17 protein-coding genes are annotated in these 19704 nt (G+C 67.7%); 9 read left to right on the forward strand and 8 right to left on the reverse strand.

The features are described 5' to 3' along the window. Nucleotides 1-23: 23 nt before the first annotated feature. Complete coding sequence (locus K2R93_00895) at nucleotides 24-638, reverse strand: TetR/AcrR family transcriptional regulator (protein MBY0488369.1); 615 nt, start codon at nucleotides 636-638, stop codon at nucleotides 24-26. A 318-nt stretch (nucleotides 639-956) separates the two neighbouring features. Here K2R93_00895 and K2R93_00900 point away from each other — a divergent pair, with 318 nt between their 5' ends. Together K2R93_00900 and K2R93_00905 are read left to right on the forward strand one after the other, a co-directional pair. After that, complete coding sequence (locus K2R93_00900) at nucleotides 957-2099, forward strand: FIST C-terminal domain-containing protein (protein ID MBY0488370.1); 1143 nt, start codon at nucleotides 957-959, stop codon at nucleotides 2097-2099. Nucleotides 2100-2106: 7 nt separating this feature from the next. After that, entirely contained in the window at nucleotides 2107-4398 is a 2292-nt protein-coding gene (locus K2R93_00905; protein ID MBY0488371.1) for an EAL domain-containing protein, read from the forward strand. A 10-nt stretch (nucleotides 4399-4408) separates the two neighbouring features. On the opposite strand, the gene K2R93_00910 is transcribed toward K2R93_00905, so the two are convergent. Continuing rightward, nucleotides 4409-7072, reverse strand: a complete 2664-nt coding sequence (locus tag K2R93_00910; GenBank protein MBY0488372.1) for a DEAD/DEAH box helicase — start codon at nucleotides 7070-7072, stop codon at nucleotides 4409-4411. Nucleotides 7073-7134: 62 nt separating this feature from the next. On the opposite strand from K2R93_00910, the gene K2R93_00915 reads away from it, so the two are divergent. Together K2R93_00915 and K2R93_00920 are read left to right on the forward strand one after the other, a co-directional pair. Beyond that, complete coding sequence (locus tag K2R93_00915; GenBank protein ID MBY0488373.1) at nucleotides 7135-7959, forward strand: hypothetical protein; 825 nt, start codon at nucleotides 7135-7137, stop codon at nucleotides 7957-7959. Next, nucleotides 7937-8524 (forward strand): DNA-3-methyladenine glycosylase I, encoded by a 588-nt coding sequence (locus K2R93_00920; protein ID MBY0488374.1) that lies wholly within the window; start codon nucleotides 7937-7939, stop codon nucleotides 8522-8524. Before K2R93_00915 ends, K2R93_00920 begins: the two co-directional genes overlap by 23 nt. Nucleotides 8525-8702: 178 nt before the next feature. Here K2R93_00920 and K2R93_00925 read toward each other — a convergent pair whose 3' ends face one another. From K2R93_00925 to K2R93_00935, 3 genes are all read right to left on the reverse strand, one after another. Further along, on the reverse strand, nucleotides 8703-9695 hold the full coding sequence (locus K2R93_00925; GenBank protein ID MBY0488375.1) for a hypothetical protein: 993 nt from the start codon (nucleotides 9693-9695) through the stop codon (nucleotides 8703-8705). Nucleotides 9696-10066: 371 nt separating this feature from the next. Then, the gene (locus tag K2R93_00930; GenBank protein ID MBY0488376.1) at nucleotides 10067-11146 is read right to left on the reverse strand and encodes an ATP-dependent 6-phosphofructokinase; all 1080 of its coding nucleotides are present in this window, start codon (nucleotides 11144-11146) and stop codon (nucleotides 10067-10069) included. Between the two features lie 62 nt (nucleotides 11147-11208). Beyond that, nucleotides 11209-11565 (reverse strand): hypothetical protein, encoded by a 357-nt coding sequence (locus K2R93_00935; protein MBY0488377.1) that lies wholly within the window; start codon nucleotides 11563-11565, stop codon nucleotides 11209-11211. Here K2R93_00935 and K2R93_00940 point away from each other — a divergent pair. Then, the gene (locus K2R93_00940; protein ID MBY0488378.1) at nucleotides 11564-12043 is read left to right on the forward strand and encodes a hypothetical protein; all 480 of its coding nucleotides are present in this window, start codon (nucleotides 11564-11566) and stop codon (nucleotides 12041-12043) included. The two genes, K2R93_00935 and K2R93_00940, sit on opposite strands and share 2 nt — an antisense overlap. 15 nt (nucleotides 12044-12058) lie before the next feature. On the opposite strand, the gene K2R93_00945 is transcribed toward K2R93_00940, so the two are convergent. Then, nucleotides 12059-13183, reverse strand: a complete 1125-nt coding sequence (locus K2R93_00945; GenBank protein MBY0488379.1) for a DEAD/DEAH box helicase — start codon at nucleotides 13181-13183, stop codon at nucleotides 12059-12061. A 101-nt stretch (nucleotides 13184-13284) separates the two neighbouring features. After that, on the reverse strand, nucleotides 13285-14427 hold the full coding sequence (locus tag K2R93_00950) for a hypothetical protein (GenBank protein MBY0488380.1): 1143 nt from the start codon (nucleotides 14425-14427) through the stop codon (nucleotides 13285-13287). 269 nt (nucleotides 14428-14696) lie between these two features. On the opposite strand from K2R93_00950, the gene K2R93_00955 reads away from it, so the two are divergent. From K2R93_00955 to K2R93_00970, 4 genes are all read left to right on the forward strand, one after another. Beyond that, nucleotides 14697-15101 (forward strand): hypothetical protein, encoded by a 405-nt coding sequence (locus tag K2R93_00955; protein ID MBY0488381.1) that lies wholly within the window; start codon nucleotides 14697-14699, stop codon nucleotides 15099-15101. A gap of 114 nt (nucleotides 15102-15215) precedes the next feature. Next, nucleotides 15216-16070: an alpha/beta hydrolase gene (locus tag K2R93_00960; GenBank protein ID MBY0488382.1), complete on the forward strand. Its 855-nt coding sequence runs from the start codon at nucleotides 15216-15218 to the stop codon at nucleotides 16068-16070. A gap of 13 nt (nucleotides 16071-16083) precedes the next feature. After that, the gene (locus K2R93_00965) at nucleotides 16084-16392 is read left to right on the forward strand and encodes a hypothetical protein (protein MBY0488383.1); all 309 of its coding nucleotides are present in this window, start codon (nucleotides 16084-16086) and stop codon (nucleotides 16390-16392) included. Between the two features lie 122 nt (nucleotides 16393-16514). Next, on the forward strand, nucleotides 16515-17345 hold the full coding sequence (locus tag K2R93_00970; protein ID MBY0488384.1) for a cyclase family protein: 831 nt from the start codon (nucleotides 16515-16517) through the stop codon (nucleotides 17343-17345). Between the two features lie 38 nt (nucleotides 17346-17383). Here the strand turns inward: K2R93_00970 and K2R93_00975 are convergent, their stop codons facing one another. Beyond that, entirely contained in the window at nucleotides 17384-19702 is a 2319-nt protein-coding gene (locus K2R93_00975) for a protein kinase (protein MBY0488385.1), read from the reverse strand. Between the last annotated feature and the right edge of the window lie 2 nt (nucleotides 19703-19704).

Here is a 19704-nt window from a genome sequence, read left to right on the forward strand (position 1 = left end):
TGTTCGCTCTCCTGTGGACCGCGCTATTCGACCGCGCGGCTCGCCTGCGCCGCCCCTTCCCGCACGTGCATCGCAATGAACCGCTTCAGATCGGCCGCGATCCCCTCCAGCACGGAGAGATCGCGCTTCACGCGCGTCATCAGGACCGCGCCCTCGAGCGCCGCAATGATGAAGCGGGACAGCCGCACCGCATCGACATCGTCCTGCAACTGCGGACGGGCTTCCCAGAGCAGCGAGCGGATCTGGCTCGCCCAACGCTCGAACACCGCCTCGATACGCACGCGGAACCCTTCGTGCGCGTCAGCGAGCTCCGCCGCCAGGTTCCCGAACGGCGACCCACGGCGGCCGCCGCTTTCCGACTGCAACGCCACCACGGCGTCGATGAACAGGTACAGGCGCTCGAGCGGATCGATCATCGGCTCGCGCAGGATCGCCAGACCGCGCTCGGCGAAGCGCTCGAACTGCCGATTGAGCACTTCGTAACCCAGCTCTTCCTTGGACTTGAAGTAGTGGTAGAAATGACTCTTACCACTGAGCTTCGCGCCCTTGATCACATCGTCGACGGACGTGGACGTAAATCCGCGTTCGGAGATGAGCGTGGCGGCAGCGTCGAGGATTTGCGTGCGGCGGTCTGACATTATGCCTGATGATAGGACCGTGTGGTCCAAAGCGCAAGAGGGGGGATGTGGAAATACTAAGACTATACAAATCAACAACTTAGTTTTTTCAACCCACAAACGCGCCGACAGCAGCCCGGATCCTCGATTCCGGACGGCTAGGACCGATCGGTCCTATCAAACAGGCACACCAACTGTAAATCTGCGACTGACAACATTTTGGGCCACGATGCGCGTCCGGCGCACGATGAATACACGTTCAGATGCGGGACGAGCTGCCGATACTTGCTACGGCAGTCGATGACGGCCCTAGGCCTCCCCCCTCTCTCGTGCGCGCTCATGAAAGCCCGAAGCCTCTCCTGGACCCCCGCCGCGGGATGGTCCGCTCCACTCGGCCCGGATGAGGCCTCCGCTCACCTGATCCTCAGCTTCGGCCCCGTGGATGCGCCCGGCGCCTGCTGGTTCCACGAGATCGCCGCACACTGCCCGCAGGCCCAGCACGTCTACGCCTCCGGTGGCGGACAGATCGTCAATGGCCTGGTGCAGGACACCCCCACGGTGGTGGCGTTTCTGACCTTCGAGCAGGCCACCACCGTCCATCCGGTGGTGGTCGACGGCGTGACGATCGAAAGCAGCGCCGCCCTCGGCCACGAGTTGGGCGAGCGCCTGCGCGCCATCGACGAACTGCGCCACGTCCTGATCTTCGCCGAGGGGATCACCTTCAACGCCGCGGCGTTTCTGGAGACGCTGAACACGCATGTTGGGGCGGACGTCCGCATCAGTGGCGGGTTGGCGTCGAATGGAACCCTGCTCTCGCGATCAGTGGTCGGCCTCAACGGACCACCCACCGAGAAGCGGCTGGTCGCCGTTGGACTCGCGGGCGCGCACATCGACATCGGCACGGGCTCGGTCGGCGGCTGGGATCTCTTCGGCCCGGAACGCGTCGTGACCGCAGCCGGCATCGCCTCCGTACACGAACTCGACGGCGAACGGGCGCTCGACGTCTACAAGCGATACCTCGGCGATTTCGTCGCCGAGCTCCCAGGATCGGCCCTGCTCTTTCCGCTGGCGGTGCGCCCGGCTCCCGACGCCCCCATCGCGGTGCGCACCATTCTCGGCATCGACGACGCCACCGGCACCCTGAACTTCGCCGGTGACATTCCCGTCGGGAGCAAGGTCCGGCTGATGCGCACCACCAGCGACAAACTGCTCGATGGCGCCGCGCGCGCCGCCGAGATCGCCAAGCCCGCGGGCTCGGCGGGCGACAGCTTCGCGCTGTGCATCTCCTGCATCGGGCGGCGCGCGGTGCTCCGCACGCGCGTCGACGAGGAAATCGACGAAGTGGCGCGCGAAAGCGGTGCCTCGGTGATCGCCGGGTTCTATAGCAACGGCGAAATTGCGCCGCCCTCCGACGGGCGCGAGTTTGCGCACGCGGTGCTGCACAATCAGACCATGACCGTCACCACCATCCGCGAGCGTTGAACCCGTCGTGAGCGAGCAGGGGCCACTGCACCCGTTCATTCAGCGTCAGCTGCGACGTCACTTCGGCGGGCAGGAGCCAGCCGGGGGGCTCGCGCCTGTGTTGCGGGCCGTGAGCGAACTGCTGCGCGATGTCGATCGTGAGCGCGATCTCAATGCCGCCGCGATGGACGCGCTGTCGCGTGAACTCGAAGAGCGGTATGAGCGCATCGAACAGAGCGAGAAGCGCTACCGGGCCATGTTCGATGAAAGCCCGCTCGCGGTCTTTGCCATTGATGCCAGCGATCGCTCCGTCCGCGCGTGGAACAAGCAGGCCGAGCGCCTGTTCGGATGGACCGCCGACGAGGTCCTCGGCCGGAACATCGATGCGCTCGACCTGCGCGGGCCGGGATCGCTCGAGATGCCCGCGCTCGTCGGGCTGGGCGCGGCGCTGCCGCCGGAGGGAGTCACCACCGAACTGCCCATGTTCACGCGTGATGGACGCCGCCTCGAGATCGAGCTGACGATCCACTCCGTGGCGCTCGACGGACAGATGGTCTTCCTCAGCCACGCGCGAGACCGTACCGCCGAGCGCGAATCGCAGCGAGCACAGGCCGAGACCGAAGCGCGCTTCCGCGCGTTCTTTGATTATGCCGGTATCGCCATTCACGTGCTGTCGTTCGAGGGCGAAATCCTCGAGGCCAATCCGGCGTCGCAAGCGCTGCTGGGATGGCTGCCGGAGGATATCATCGGCCGGCCGGCCACCTCGCTCTCACCCGAGGAAGATGTCGAAAGCACACGCGATCTCGCCGTCGAACTCCGGGCTGGTGCACGCGACGCCGTCACCGTGGAACGGCGCTTCTTCCACAAGGAAGGGCATCTGGTGTGGGGGCAGCTGACGGTTTCCCGCGTCAGTATCGGGGCGTCCACGCGCCTGATTGGCATGATTCAGGACATCTCCGAGCGGAAGCGCATGGAGAGCCAGCTCGTCAAGCAGGCCTTTCAGGACGAGCTCACTGGGCTTGCCAATCGAGTGCTCTTCCGTGATCGCCTGCGCCATGCGCTCGAACGGCGGAGCCGCGGCGGCACGCACGTGGCCGTCATTCTCCTCGACCTTGACGGCTTCAAGCGCGTCAATGACTCGTTGGGCCACGCGGTGGGCGACGAGCTGCTGCAGATCGTGGGCCGCCGCATTGCCAGCACGGTGCGCGCCGGCGAAACGGTAGCACGTCTGGGAGGCGACGAGTTCGCGGTGGTCATCGAAGTCGTGGAACAGGGCGACGATCCGCGGATGCTCGCCGAGCGCCTGCTCACGTTACTCCGCATGCCCATGCGCATCCGCGGGCGCGAAGTCGTGGTGGGCGTCAGCATCGGCATCGCGATTGCGGAGCCCGAGGAAGACGAAGAGAGCGTGCTGCGCAACGCCGATGTGGCGATGTATGCGGCGAAGACCTCGGGACGCGCCTGTGTCAAGCAGTTCGATCGCAGCATGCACGTCGAGGCGATGGCCTGGCTGGAGCTGGAATCCGACCTGCGCCTCGCCATCGACCGGCGCGAGTTCCTGCTCGAGTTCCAGCCCCTCATGCAGATCGCCACCGGGCAGGTGCAAGGGTTCGAGGCGCTGGTGCGCTGGGAGCACCCCACCAAGGGGCTGATCAATCCGACGCAGTTCCTCACCATCGCCGAAGAGACCGGCATGATCGTCTCGATCGGGCGCTGGGTGATGCAGGAGGCCTGCATTCAGGCGGCGCGCTGGAATCGCCTGGGGCTCGAAGCGATGTCGATCAGTGTCAACGTCGCCGCCAGACAACTCGACGGCGAGGCGCTGGTGGACGACGTCCGGACGGCGCTCCAGATCTCGGGCCTCGACCCGCGGCGCCTCGTCCTCGAGATCACCGAGAGCGACGTGATGTCGGATCTCGACGAGGCGCTCCGCAAGCTGAACGCCCTCAAGACGCTCGGCGTACGGCTCGCCATCGACGACTTCGGCACCGGCTACTCCTCACTCAGCCAGCTCCAGTTCTTCCCGGTCGACGAACTCAAGATTGACCGTTCCTTCGTTTCGCGCATCGAGCAGGGCGATCGCGAGGCGGCCTTTGTCCGAACGATCGTCTCGCTCGCCAAGTCGCTGTCGATGGAAGTCGTCGCCGAGGGCGTCGAGAGCGACGAACAGCAACAGTTCCTGCACAGCATCGGCTGTGATCTGGGCCAGGGGTATCTCTACAGCCGGCCCATCGGCGCGAGTGAAGTGGAGCGGTTCGTTGACGACGCGCGCCAGGTGCGGCCGCTGTTCCCCAGCAACGCCCCGCGCCGCTTGGCCTGAGCGCGCTGCCCTAGCGTCGCCGACGTCCCTTGGCGGGATGACGGCGACCACCACCGGACTTGCCGCCGCGGCCCCCCCCGTGGCTGCCACCGGGCCCGCCGCGATCCCGATCCTGCGGCCGCCCGCGACCACGCTCGCGATCGCGGTCACGATCACCGCCGCGCCGTTCGAAGTCGGTGAACGGCTCATCGAGCTTGTCCTGCACCTCGAGGAGCGTGTCGGCGCGGACCGAGCCGCGCTGCCCACGCGGCACCACGAACCGCAGCGGTCGATCGAGCACCGGAAGTTCTTCCACCACCAGCGTGCGCGCGAGCTTCTCCGGCAAACGCAGCCGCACCACCGGCACGAGCCGCGAATCGTGTTCCTCGATGTCGTACTCGAGCCCCACGGTGCGGTCGCGGATCTCCACCGCATCCGGCAACGCCGCCGCGGCGTCGCGCTGCGCCTCGGTGAGGAAGTCGCGGCGATCGAGCAGCAACGGCAACGCGCGAATGGTCTCCCAATCGGTCGCGTCGCCCATCCGCTGCTCGTACCAGGCGGTGAGCTCAGCCTGCCCGAGCCGCGGTGTGGTGCCGCCGAGCCGGCGATACACCTCGCGGACCTCGTCCACAATCGGCTGGTTGCGGCGGACGCCCGCGTGGCGCAGCTCCCCGCGCGCTGCCGCTTCCGCGAGCAGATGCCGCGCGCCCGCCGCCAGCTCCGGCGGAAAGACCGGTAGCGGCTCCGTTTCGCGTGAGAGCTCGAAGCCGTAGTAGGTGACGCGCCGCCGCAGCTGGACCGGCGCGTGCTTGCGCTCCGGATCGAGCGTCAGCTCCGGCTCATGCCGATGCGCGTACTGCTTGACGAGCTCCATCGAGAGCTGCGTTCCCTCGATGCTGGCGCGCGGCACGCCGAAGCGGTCGGCGAAGTAGCGCAGCGTGCCGGCCACCGCGCCCCACGACCCGCACACGCTCGTCTTGCTGACGCGCGCTTCCTGACCGTCGGCGGTGGACTCCTCGATCACCAGATCGAAGGGCATGTAGCGCGCGAGCAGATCCCCGAACTTGCGATACGTCGCATGGCCGGCGATCGGCAGCGTGGACGGCAGCGGCAACCCCACCGAGCGATAGACGCTGGCCATCGCCAGCGCGGCGTCCTCAAGGGCTTTCACGAGCACGCCGCGCTGCTCCGCCCAGTGCGCGATGCGCTCCGCCTCGAACAGGTGGCGCGGCAATCCGTACACATCGCCGATGTACCCGGCGACGCGGAATCCCTCGGCGTACACGTTGTACGCAGTGAGATGATCGCTGCCGCGCACCACCAGCCCTTCCAGATCACGCCCCTCGCGTGTCATGCGGTGCAGCGACTCCACGCCGCTCATCACGGCCAGCACGGGCAGGAGCTCGTCGTCGCCATTGACGATGAGCTCGCCCCACGCCCGCTCCACCGGCAGCGCCTCCACCGCGCGACCATAGGCCGTCAGGCGCCCATTCTCGACCAGCCCGCGCGATTCGAGATGGCTGATCGCCTTGCGATACGCCACCCGGTCGAGCGGCACCGGCAGATCCAGCGTATCGGCCCGCACGCCGAGATCGGCGCAGGTGAGGGCCACGCGCTCGGAATCGCCCGCCAGCTGAAAGTCGGGCTCGGTGGGGCGCAGCGCTTCGAAGCGGATGTCGCGATCGCTGAGAATGAACACGCGCCCGCCGGCGACGCGGCCGTGCACGCGGCCGGCCATCTGCAGGATTTCATTGGCGCCGAGGTGCACGCGCGTGAGCACGTTGCGCCCCTTGTCGATCACGTTGGTGAAGCGCGTGTCGTCGATGATGACCGTATCGAGCCCGGGCACATTGAGCGCACTCTGTCCGGCGGCGGTCATCGCGAGAAAGAACGGCTTGGGGACCTCCCCCTCGAGAAACGGCCGGATGACGCGAATGGGCTCGCCCCCGTGATAGTGCGCCGCCGAGATGCGCGGAGAACGGCTGCGCACCCATTCGGCCGCCTCTTCCACGCTCGCGCGCGTCGGCAGGAAGATGCCCACGCCCCGTTCGGAGCGCGCGAGCTTCTGCAGAAACCGATCGTCGAGGAAGGTCAGTGGCTGCTTGCGCTCCACCTCGACCTTGGCCGCCTTGCTCTCGTCGAAGGCGTACACCTCGAGCACCTCGGCGCTGTTGAGATAGCGCGCGTAGAAGCTCGGATCGACGGTCGCCGAGAGCCAGATGAAGCGACAGCCCACCCGCTTGCCCAGCGCGAGACAGAGCTCGAGCTCCGCACTCGTCTGGTGGATCTCGTCGACAATGAGGGTGTCATTCGGCAGGATGTCGCCGTCCTGAAACCAGCGGCGCGCGATCCCGGTGGTGATGATCACCACGTTCCAGGTCGGCGTCTCGGGGGTGGCCTCGCGTTCGCGATTCACCACACCGACGCGCAGATCGGTGGTGCCAAGGATCGTTTCGGCGATCGGGCGAATGGCGAGCGTCTTGCCGCTGCCGGTTCCGGCCACGATACCAAACCCTTCGCCGCTGGCGGCCAGCCGCCGCACATCGGCGCCGCGGGTTCGCTCGAGGTAGGTCTCGAGGTGCAGGCCGACCGCGAGCTCGATCGTCTCGCAGGCCGCGCGGGTGGGGGCGATGACGAGGACGCGGCCGGAGGTCGGCGGGCCGGGCGGCAGGAAGCGGTCCGTAGGTGAGCGCACGCGAGAAAGCTAATGGCGCGTGCACCCTCGCGGGCGACCACGGCCCATCATAGCTTTTGTGTGTGCAACGCCTCGACATTTTCCGGAGCGGGCTGCCCACCATCGTTGCGGGCATCGGTCTGCTCGTGTTCACGTATCTGGCGACCGTACGCCGAGATCGTCTGGCCCGGTATTGGGCGCTGGCGTGGGGGCTGCTGCTGCTCCGCTATGTCGGCAACGCCCTGTACACCGATGCGCAGCCGCTCCCGGATTATGTGAAGTCGGTGTTGCGGACAGGCTTTGCCGTGACACTGCTGGCCGGAGTCTGGTCGCTGCAGCGCCCGCCGCTGCGCACCCGATGGATACTGGCCGCTGCGACCGCGATCCCCGCCGTGAGCCAAGCCATCGTGGCCGTGCTACACGACTGGCATGTCGGCACAACAATCACGCTCGCGGTGCAAGCGCTCGTGTTGCTGCCCACCGCTTTCCTGCTGGCGCGCACCCCCTCGTTGCCGATGGCCGAGCGCAGCGGCACCGCGGTCGCCCTGGCGGCGTACGCCCTGATTTCCACGGTCGCGCCGCTGCTGCCCAACGGCTCCCCCATGCTGGTGGTCGCCGTTGCCGCGAGCTCGGTGTTCCTGCTGCTCATCGCCTTCGGCCTCTTTGCGATCTACTTCCGCAAGGCATACGCAACGGAGTTGCAGGCGATCACCACCACGTCATCGCAGCTCGCCAGCGCCCTTGGCACTTTCGTCTCGGTCTGCATGCACTGCCGCGCGGTGCAGGACGAGCAGCAGCAGTGGCAGCCGCTGGAGGTATTCGTCAGCCGCCAGCGCGGGACCCGGCTGTCGCATGGCCTCTGTGATGCCTGCGTGGAGAAGCACTATGGCGACCTCCAACCCGGCTGACGCAGCACCGAGCGTCGTGCGCTGCAGCTGGGCCGTCAAACCGCTCGACATCGTGTACCACGACACCGAGTGGGGCGTGCCGGTACACGATGACCGGGTGCTCTTCGAGTTTCTCACGCTCGAAGGCGCGCAGGCCGGCCTCAGCTGGAGTACGGTGCTGGCCAAGCGTGAGCACTATCGCGAGGCCTTCCTCCACTGGGATGTCGCCGCCATCGCGCGCTTCACGCCGGCCCGGATCGACACGCTGATGCAGAACGCCGGCCTCGTGCGGCACCGCGGCAAACTCGAGAGCACCGTCACCAACGCGCGTGCCTTTCTCGCCATTCAGGCGGAGTTCGGCAGCTTTGACACGTGGCTCTGGCGGTTCGTCAACGGCACGCCCATCGTGACGCCGCGTGCGCGCATGCGCGATGTGCCCACGAGCACGCCCGAGAGCGACGCGCTCTCCAAGGCGCTCATCAAGCGCGGCTTCAAGTTCGTCGGCACCACCATCTGCTACGCGTACATGCAAGCGGTGGGGTTGGTGGATGATCACTTGGCAGATTGTGTCGCGAGAGCGCGTTGACGCATGGTGGTGCGTCCGCCGGGGCGTGCCGGTCACGCACACTGCACTTCAGGGGTCAGGGGGGAGACGTCAGGGAGGAGTTACTCCCCCCTGACATCTCCCGCCTGACCCCTGGAATGCGGTGCCGGTGACCAGTACCAACCGTCGGTTCGCTCGATGAGCGTCGAAGCGCTCTCCCTCAGCGCTGTATGAGCTTGACGCGCTGCCCATTCTTGAAGATCTCGATGCGATCTGCGCGCCCGTCGCGGTTCTGATCGGTCCACACCTGCAGCAGCTGGTTGTTGGTGTCGAGGAAGATCGCGCGCCAGGGTACGCCACCGCGCCCCTGATCGGGGATGCGCACGATGAATTCGTTGGTGCCCAGCCACTGCATGATCTCCTGGCTCGGACGCCCCTGAATCACATCGAGCGCCGAACGCATGGCCGGCAGTACCTGCGGGAAGGCGCGGGAGGCGTACTCCGGCAGATCGTCGCACCGGCCATCCTTGTCGAGATCCTGGCACACCGGCGGACCGTAGCGCAGATCATCGCACCAGCCATCGCCATCGCGGTCAAGGCACACCGACGAGCCCGTGCCCGGTGGCCGCTGCCCCTGATTGAAGTAGCGGGGATCGATCGCCGCGCCAGGCACGATCACGCCGCCCGGCGTGACATAGCCGTTCCCGTTTGGGTTCCCGCCGTATGACCCCATGGGCCCCGACGGTGACGATGCGCCGCCTGGATACGACGAAGCCGGCGAGGATTTCGCCGGCTGGTCTCCGAACAGCTGTTCGTCAGTGATCTTCTTCGATTCAAACGCATCCCGTGCCCGTGGATCCATCTGCGCGACGGGTGGAATGAGCGGCGGCCCCTTCTTCTCGCCCGCCTTGAGGCTCTTGATCGGGAGCTCGTCGACCTTCTTCCCCTTCGACTTGTCCTCGCCGTAGATCACGCGCGCATTGGCCGGCTTGTTCTTCACGGCCGTCGCGCAGTCGGTCGGCGCCGGCTGCTGATTGGCCGGCACGCCATCGACCCACACGCGACACATCCCCGCCGGTGGCAGATACTCCTTCGGGACTTCGCCCTTGGCGTCCTTGTCGCTCTTCGATGACTGCGCCCACGCCCGATCCGCCGTCGCTGTCGTGAACAGCGCCGCGATCGTTGCCAGGAGCCGCCAGGATGTACGCATCATGCTCCAACCTCCACTAAGACCCGAACCCGGTGCGATGCCGCGTCGGTCCGCACCGTTGGTATCGAGAAGGGCATCCGCCGTGCCAGTGCGTGCCACAGGGCGTCAAGGCCAGGGGCAGCCCCGTAAGTATCGGCAGTTCGGTACCCTAGGGACAGGGGGAAGGTCCGGGAGGTCACGGAGGGGGTGTCCGTGGCGGGGGACAGCGGTCGGTTTTCTGAGGACAGCGGTGAGCGATGAGGAACCCCTCAGGGGTCAGGGGGGAGGACCAAAGGGAGTGGGCGTCAGGACTGCCGTTCGGCTGTCCTGACGCCCACTCCCTCTATCCCTTCCCCCTGATGCCTCGGGGGTTCAGGTCATAAAACCCCAGCCCTTCAATCCCCGAAGCTGATCCCAATCATCCGCGCCGTCTGCACAATGTCGTGCTTGGGGTCCACGCGCTTCGTTTCGCGCAGCACCTCGGCGATCGGCACCGTGACCAGGTGCGGCGACTGCAGGGCGACCATGTGCCCCCACTTCTTGTCGGCAACGGCCTGCACGGCGGCAGCGCCGAAGCGGGTGGCGAGCAGACGGTCGTAGCCGGTCGGGGAGCCACCGCGCTGGAGGTGCCCCAGCACCATCGAGCGGGTCTCCTTGCCGGTCAGTCGCTGGATGTCGAAAGCGAGCCGCTCGGCGACACCGCCGAGGCGACGCTCCTGGCCCGGGAGCGAGGCGCCGATGATCGACTCCTGACCACCCTTGGCCTTGGCGCCTTCGGCGACGACCACGATGCTGGAGCGCTTTCCGCTCGCATCACGGGCCATGATCTTCTCGCAGACCTTGTCGATCTCCCACTCGATTTCGGGGATCAGGATCACGTCGGCGGTGCCGGCGACACCAGCGTGCAGCGCGATGAAGCCCGCTTCGCGTCCCATCACCTCGAGGATCATCACGCGATCGTGCGACTCGGCGGTGGTGTGCAGCTTGTCGATCGCTTCCATCGCCGTGTTGACGGCGGTGTCGAACCCGAACGTGGTGATCGTGCACGCCACATCGTTGTCGATTGTCTTGGGCACGCTCACGACACGCACGCCTTTCTCGGACAGCTGCTTCGCAATCGCGAGCGACCCGTCGCCCCCGATGGAGATGATCGCTTCGATGCCGAGATTGCGCGCGTTCTCGACGAGCTCGTCGGAGCGATCGATGTGCGTCCACGTGCCATCCGGCTTCTGCACGGGATAGGCGAACGGACTGCCACGGTTCGTGGTCTTGATGATCGTGCCGCCCTGACTCGCGATGCCACGCACGCTGTCGACGGTGAGCGGTACGATTTCGTCTTCGCCAAGGAGGCCGGCAAAGCCGCGCTTGATGCCCAGCACATCCCAACCGCGAGTACGAGCTGACAGGACCGCAGCCCGGATGACCGCGTTGAGGCCCGGGGCGTCACCGCCGCCCGTGGAGATGGCAATCCGCATGTTTCTGAAAATGAATCAGGTGGTGGGGGGGAGTTACTGAAATGTACCCCCGTGGTCAGCCATTACGGGATAGGGACCGCTGGCGGACGCATCGGCACGTTCGCGCCGGCGGCCAACTGCCGCAGGATGGTGTCCTGATAGGCCACCGCCCCCCGGAGGGAGTCTATCTGGGCCTGCAGCAACGCGTTATCCTCGCGAAACTGGGCCAACTGGGCGTTCAGATCCACCAGCGCCTGCCCAGAGGTCAGATCGGACGTCGGGGTGGGGATGGCCGTGTTGCAGGCGACCAGGGAGGCGGCAACGCCCCCCAACATCAGCAGGACCCGCCTCCGGCGTGAAAGCGGCCGTGAAACAGAATGATCCAACGCGCGACGATTTGGTGACATGGTCTGCGGGTCACGGGGCAAGGTTGTGGCCATGGCTCAACATCCCGCCCCTCACCGGCCGCCGCAATTGCCGCCCCGCGCTCCCGGAGCGTCCGCACGCGCTGGCCGCACGCTCCCCGAACAGCTCGCCGTGCTGGCAGTCACCGGCCTGCTGCTCGCGCTCGCCGTCGCGCCGGGGTTGCCACTCCTCGACCGTATCGCCGTCGCCAGCGCGTCGCAGGAGCTCGTGGATCTCATCGGGACCGCCCGCGACATCGCACTCGCGCGCCAACAACTCACCGCCGTCCGCATCGAAGCGAGCGCCCGCCGCGCCGTCGTCCACAGCGGGAGTGACACGCTCGCGCGCACCGTGCTCCCCGACGGCGTCCGCCTCGAGAGCAGCCGCGACTCCCTGGCGTACGCGCCGACCGGCCTGGGCTACGGCGCCGCCAACCTCCGCCTGATCGTCCGGCGTGGCCAGGCCGCTGACACCATCACCGTGTCGCGTCTGGGCCGCGTCAGCCGCCAATAGCGCACGGAAAGCGCCTTACGTCCCGAAGTCGAACCCCGGCACGCTGATGCGGGGAATCTCCTGCCCGATCGTCCGTTCAATCGTGCGCACCATCCCGATCTCTTCGGCACTCATGAACGTGTAGGCATCGCCGGTGCTCGCCGCGCGCCCCGTGCGCCCGATGCGGTGCACGTAGTCTTCAGGCTGCTGCGGCACGTCGAAGTTGATCACGTGCGAGATGCCCGAGATATCGAGTCCGCGCTGGGCGATATCGGTCGCCACGAGCACGCGCAGCTTCCCAGACTTGAAGTCTTCGAGCGCGGCCATGCGCTCCTTCTGCGACTTGTCGGCGTGCATCGCACCGGCCTTCACGCCGGCCTGCGACAGATCGCGGACCACCCGATCGGCGCCGCTCTTGGTGCGGGTGAACACGAGCACCGAGTCGTGGTCATCGGCCTTGAGCAGGTGCACCAGCAGGTCATTCTTGCGGTGACGCGGCACCGGATAGACGGCGTGCGTGACCGTCGTGGCCGCACTCGAGCGACGCCCCACCTGCACCACCACCGGCTTGCGCAGGTACTTGCGACCGAGCGCTTCGACTTCGGGGGGCATCGTGGCACTGAAGAGCAGCGTCTGCCGATAGCGTGGGATCTGCTCCACGATGCGGTTGATCTGCGGCGCAAAGCCCATGTCGAGCATGCGGTCGGCTTCGTCGAGCACCAACGTCTCGAGATAGGTGAAGTCGACGTTGCGCTTCTCAAGATGATCGAGCAGGCGACCGGGCGTGGCGACGACCACATCGACGCCACGGCGCAGCGCCTTCTCCTGCGGTTCGTAGCCGACGCCCCCGTAGACCGGAATGCAGTCCACCGGCGCGTGCTTGGAATACTTCCGCACGCTCTCCTCCACCTGGAGGCAGAGCTCGCGTGTTGGCGTCAGGACGAGGACGCGGGTGCGTCGCGGCCCGCCCAGCAGGCGATGGACCACCGGGAGCGTGAAGCTCGCCGTCTTGCCGGTCCCGGTCTGGGCGAGGCCGATGAGGTCGCGGCCCTTAAGCGCGAGCGGAATCGCTTCGCGCTGGATCGGCGTGGGCCGTTCGTATCCGGCATCCCGCAGGGCGTCGAGCAGGGGCTGGGCCAGCCCCAAGTCAGCGAAGGTCACATCGCCGACGAGCGTATCTGGATCGATGACAGTCATGTGTGTCCCGAAACCTAACAAGGTCCCGGGCGGGCAAGGCTACCGGATCGGCCTGATTCCCCGGATCAGACGAACTCGAGCGTCCGGCCGGCGAGCTGCGCGATCAGGGCGAGGCGGAAGGTCACGTCCACCGAGAGTGCTGCCGGGTCGCCGCTGGCGCCGCCGTCGGTCAGGGGCAGCAGCGGCCAGCTCCACGCCGGGACCGACGCCGGCATCACGACCGACCGGGGAGGCGTCCACACCCCGCGGCGATCGCGGTCGTCGAGGGTCCGGTCGAGCAGCCGCTGCCACCCCTCGTGCCGCCCCAGGAAGCCCAGGCGAGCCATGAGCTCCAGCCAGGCGAGCGCGCTGGGCATATCCCCGTCGAGGTCGCCCCGCGTTGCCAGGAAGTCGCCAGGGACCAGATGCGTCTGCTCGACGATATGCGGCCCGATGTGCTGCACGATCGCCTGGCGGGGCCACGCCTCGGTCAGGTACGTGTACAGCCGTTCCATGAACTCGCTGTGCTCGCTGCGGAACTGCGGCATGTAGGCGAGCATCTGGAGCAGGTGGAAGCTCGGCGGCGCCGCGTCGGCGTGGAGGACATGCTGATTCCCCACGCGCACCCACGGCTTGAGCGCCAGCGGAGAGCGCAGGAACCCGTACACGCGATCGATGAGCCGGCGCGCCGCCCCGCGCAGGCGCGGATCGGCTTCGTAGCCGGCCTGCGCGAGCGCCGCCGCCGACGCCTCGCGCAGCAGAAGGCGCCCCCGCAGCACCAGCTCTTCGTCGTCACCGGGCGGGCGGAGCTCCGCTAGCACCGTCGGATCGTCGTCCTGCGCCAGCAAGCGAAAGAGCAGCCGCTTGGTGTGGGCGAGCGCGGGCGAGTCGGCGTCCCAGCCCAGCTCGAGCAGCCGCCGGTAGGCGGGAATGGTGCCGACGCCAACCAGAGAGGTCCCTGCGGGGATGGCGAGCATCCGATCGTTCCAGGTGCCATCGCCGTCCTGTTGCCCCAGCAGGTGCCACCCCTGGCGGCTCGCATACGGCAGGAGCGGCCACGACGACGACGCCGGCTCCCGGTGGAGGAGCTCTCGGAGCACCCGGTACACGATGACCGGCGCGCCCTGCTCCACCAGCCAGGTCGCCGGCACCGTCACCGGTGGGGGCGGCGGGGGCGGCGGCGGCGGAACGACGCGCGGCACCAGCAGCTCGCCGGGGACCGGCAGCATGCCCGTCTCGGAAGGGGGCGTCGGCACAGGAGGGACAGTCACAATGACGCTATTGTATGCCCAGCCGCCGACTTCGCCAGAGGTTTGGGGTACGCGTCACCCCACGAATTTGCGAAAGTGACGGGTCGCACCACGGGGTTTCCCGAACCGGGCAAGATTTCAGACGTCCCCCAACACCCGGGACGGGACACCGGTATAGCATCGTGGTGTCCTGCCCTCGCTGGCGCGAACGCGCCGCGTGCGTTGAACCTCCCCACCGGATTCCCCCCATGAAGAACACGCTTCGCCTGATCGCCGCCGCTGCGGTCCTCGCTGTTGCTGCTCCCGCGTACGCCCAGGGTGGCGGTGGCGGTGGCGGTGGCGGCATGCAGATGTCGCCCGAGCAGCGCATGGCCCGCCAGAAGGAGCAGCTGTTCGCCGGCATCACGCTCTCGCCGGCGCAGTCGGCCAAGGCGGACACAGTGCTCATGAACGGCATGAAGAAGCAGCAGGAGATGATGCAGGCCGCGCGCAGCGGTGGCGGTGACATGTCCGCGATGCGCGAGCAGATGGGCAAAATGAACGAAGAGCGCAACGCGGCGCTCAAGGCGATTCTCACGAGCGACGCCGACAAGGCCAAGTTCGACGAGAACGTCAAGAACATGCCGCAGGGCCGCGGCCGCGGCGGCGTCTAAACCACGCGCACGGTCCGGTTGTGCAGCGGGGACGCCCTACGGCGTCCCCGCTTTTTATATTGTGGGCGCCATGTGGCCCCTTGTGCGCGTCCGCGCCTGCCCTGAGCGTCGCTGATGCGCGGCGAATTCGTGGACCTCGATGGGGTCCGCCTCTACTGCTATGCCTTCGGGCAGCGGGGCGCCGGACATCCGCTGGTGCTCGTGCATGGGGCCTTCACCTCGTCGCACCTCTGGCAGGATGTGCTCCCTCGCCTGCCCAAGGGGCATCGCGTGCTGGTGCTCGATCTGCTGGGCCATGGCCGCTCCGATCCGCCGGGTGCGCATGCCATGACCGTGGCCGCTCATGCGCAGCGGCTGTCCCAGCTCCTGGATGTCATGGGCGTCCGCCAGGCGATGCTCATTGGCCACGGCATGGGCGCGGCCATCGCCGCCCGCGTGGCCCATGAGCAACCGCAGCGCGTGGCGCACCTCATGTGCGTCAACCCGTTGCTGCTGGCCGCCGATCCGCGCGATGCGACCATCACGCGCCGGCTACGCCGACTCACCTGGTTGCTGCCGCTGTGGCGTCGTTTGTCGCCGGGCTGGCTGGCGTCGGCGCTGCACGCCGCGCTCCTCCCCTGCTTTGCGCATCGCGACGTGGGCGCGCGCTCCCTCGATGTGTATCTCAAGCCCTTTCAGCTGCGCGATGGACGCCAGGCGGCGTGTGCGCAGCTCGCCGCGCTGGGCGCGTCGCGTGGCGATACCGTGGCGGCCCTCGCCCCCGGTGCCATCGCCTGCCCCACGGCGCTCGTGCTGGGGGCGACGGATCCGTTCCTGTCCACCAGTCGCGCCCAGCGGATCGCGGCCGCGCTGCAGCAGGCAACCAGCGGCCGCCTGACGACGCTTACCCTCGCCGGTGCCGCACACGTGGCCCCCGAGGAAGCCCCCGACCGCCTCGGCACCGCCGTGGCGGATCTTCTCACGCGTTGAACCGACCGACCTCATGACCGCGCCTTCCCGCCTCGATGCCATGCGAGCCATGGCCGCCAAGCAACCGAACAACGCGCTCGTCCGCTTCGGGCTCGCCAACGAACTGCTCAAGGCCAACCTGCTCGACGAAGCGGCCGCCGAGCTCGCGTCGTACCTCGCCAGCTACGACGACGAGGGCAATGGATGGCTGCGCTACTGCGACACCCTCGTGGCCCTCGGGCGGCACGACGAAGCCCGCGCCGCCGCCGTCAAAGGACAGGATGCGGCCCGTCGCTACGGGCATGGGACACTCATGCAGGAATTCGAGGAGCGGGGGTATTGATGCGTATCCATCGCGTTGAGAACCGAGAGCCGAGCGGTGCGCATCGAGCGATGAGCGATGAGACCGCTCATGTCGCACATCTCGCTGCTCACCGCTCGGCTCTCGGTTCTCAAAGGAAATCCATGCCCTCGACGACTCCGTCGCTCCTCCTCGCCGCCGCGCTGCTGAGCGCGTGCACCACGACCGCGCCGGCTCCGGCAGCCACCGCCGCCGCGACCGCGCCGGCGTTCGACCTGGCGCGCCTGCGCCTCATCGATCTCTCGCATCCCTTCAACGCGAAGACGATCTACTGGCCCAACTCACCGACCAGTTTCGCGCTGAAGAGTCAGGCAAACGGCAAGACGCCCGGCGGGTGGTACTATCGCGCGAACAGCTTCTCGTCACCGGAGCACGGCGGCACGCATCTCGACGCGCCGTCGCACTTCGCGGAACAGGGCTACGCCAGCGACCAGATCCCGCTCACGCAGCTCGTGGCGCCGGCGGTGGTGATCGACATCAGCGCCGCGGCCTCACAGAACGCCGACTATCTGCTCACTCGCGATGATGTGCTCGCATTTGAAAAGACGCATGGCGTGATCCCCGCCGGCAGCATGGTCCTGCTGCGCACCGGGTGGAGCAGCAAGTGGCCCGACAAGAAAGCCTATCTGGGCGATGATACGCCGGGGCGCACCGATCATCTGCACTTCCCGAGCTTCAGCCCCCAGGCGGCCACGCTGCTGGTGGATGAACGCAAGGTGGCCGTGCTGGGCGCCGACGTCGCCTCCATCGACTATGGTCAGAGCGCCGACTTCCAGGTGCATCGCCTCGCGATGGCCAAGAATGTGGCGGGGCTCGAGAACCTCACCAATCTCGATTCGCTGCCGCCCACCGGCGCTTTCGTCGTCGCGCTGCCGATGAAGATCGAAGGCGGCTCAGGCGGGCCGCTGCGCGCGATCGCGCTGGTGCCGCGATAACGCGAACGCGATAACGCGAACGCGATAACACCACCGCGCTACAGCGACCGCGTTTCCTTGGCGGCGTCGAGGACGTATCCCAGGTCGCGCGAAAGCGCACGCGCTTCCTGGGTGGCGCTGGTGACATCGTTCACGGCAGCATCCACGCCCATGGTGCGGAGCTTCACGATGTCGAAGCGCAGCGACCGCAGCGCCAGCGACGCACTCTCGAGCTGACGCGCCATCGTGTCGCGGCGCTCGGCGAGTTCGCGCAGGGAATCGCGCTGACGGGTGAGCAGCGACAAGCGCCGCTCCCGATCGGGCGCCGATTCGGGCTCGGCCTCGGCCGCCTGCACGCGCGCCTCGAGCTGCGGCAACGCATCACCGGGGAGATCGCGATCGAGACGCTCGAGCCCCTGCGCCAGCGCCCCGACGCGCTCGAGCAACGCTTCGGCGGTGGGCTCCACGTCGGGGATCAGCGCCTTGTCGGCGTCGCCCAGCTTGGTGAGCACATCGGTGATCGTGACGCGATCCTCCACGGCATTGCGCACCATCTCACCGTAGCGTGAGGCGAGCACGCTGTCGCCCGCCAGGAGGGCGAGTCGTTCCTTGGCCTTCTGCTCCACGGTGCGCGTATCGGCGCGCGCCGCGATCGGCTTCCAGCCGTCGCCGAGGGCATCGCCGGCGGAGATCCCGGCCCGACGCAGTTGCAGCCAGTCGACGAGCGACCGCTGCGCACCGATCATCGTGCCGATGACACCGAGACCGAACGGAATCACCATCGGATCGATGTGGAACGTGCTGCCGATCGCGAAGCTGGCCATCGCGCCAGCGGCCGAGCCGGCAAGCCACGTCAGATGCCGGCGGAAGCCCTTCACCAGCTTCGCGAGCCCTTCCGGAGACTGTGGCGCAGACTTGGCCGGTTCTCCGCCAAAGATCTGCCCCCAGGTGATGCCGCGGCCACGCAGCTTGGCGTAGCGTCCCACCACGCCGAGCATGATGCCGCCGGCGGGGAAGATCGCCCACGGGAATTGCGGGCTCGTGACCGCGTTGACGAGGCCGAGAAAGCCAATCGTGGCGAAACTCGAAATCATCTGCCCCTTGAAGCGGGCGATGAGCTCGTCGTCGCTTCGCGCGGGCATCCACGGGGCCTGCCCGTCGCGCCAGTCGCTCATCATGTCGCGCCGCTGCTCGCGGACCTGCGCGCGCCAGTCGCGCATCGCTTCGCGATAGTCCGACTTCCACTCGCGCATCGCGTGGCGGTCGCCGTTGATCGGCACGGGCGGCAGTTGCGGCATCGGCGGCAGCACGCCGGGCGCCGGCAGCTGTCGCGGCGCGGGTGCCGGCTCGGCCACGCGCCGGGGCGCCCAGTCCTCACTGCGATGGCCGTACTTGTCGTCGCGCGCGAGCGACGGCGGACCGGCGGGCGCCGCCGCTCGCGCGGGCGCCTGCGGGTCCACCGTCCCCGGGATGGCGAGTGAGCCGTCGCGCTGCGCCCGGCGCAGCGCGTCACGCAGTTGCAAGGCACTCTCGAAACGATCCTGCGGCCGCTTGGCGAGGCAGCGTTCAAGAATATCCACCAGCACCCGCGGCGCGTCGGGACGCAGGGCGCGCAGCGGCGGCGGCGAATCGCTCACATGCTTCATGAGCATTGCCGGCGTGCTGCTCGCTTCGAAGGGGAGCTTACCGGCCACCATGAGATAGCCGACGACGCCGACTGAATAGACATCACTCCGCCCGTCGACTTCGCGATCGCCCATCGCCTGCTCGGGGCTCATGAACGCCGGCGTGCCCACGGCAATGCCGGTCTGCGTGAGCCGCGAGCCCCCTTCGGCCGCGCGTGCAATGCCGAAGTCGGTCACCATCGCGCGTCCGCTGTCCTGATCGATCAGCACATTGTCGGGCTTGATGTCGCGATGGACCACGCCACAGGCATGCGCATAGGCGAGTGCGTCGGCCACCTGTTCGAGCATGCGCGCGATGAACTCGAACGACGGCTTGCCCTCACGCAGCACGCGGGCCGCCAGGCTTTCGCCACGCACGAGGGCCATGGCGAAACAGACCATCCCGCCGACTTCGTGCACCGCGTAGATGGGCACGATGTGCGGATGATTGAGACGTGCCGCCGTTTGCGCTTCACGTACGAAGCGCTCGCGCACGTCCGGTCGAAACGCCAGCTCGGGGGGCAGCACCTTGAGCGCCACCGGGCGCTGGAGCCGCACATCTTCGGCAGCGTAGACCACGGCCATGCCGCCGCGGCCCACTTCCTCGCCGATCAGATAGACATCGCCAATGGCCGCCGTGACCCGATCGCGCAGCAACGCGGCGTCGGCCCCGTGCGCGCCTTCGGCACGCGTCGGAATGGGAGTACCGGCCATGG

The organism is Gemmatimonadaceae bacterium (genome assembly GCA_019752115.1).
Taxonomy (GTDB): Bacteria; Gemmatimonadota; Gemmatimonadetes; order Gemmatimonadales; family Gemmatimonadaceae; genus Gemmatimonas.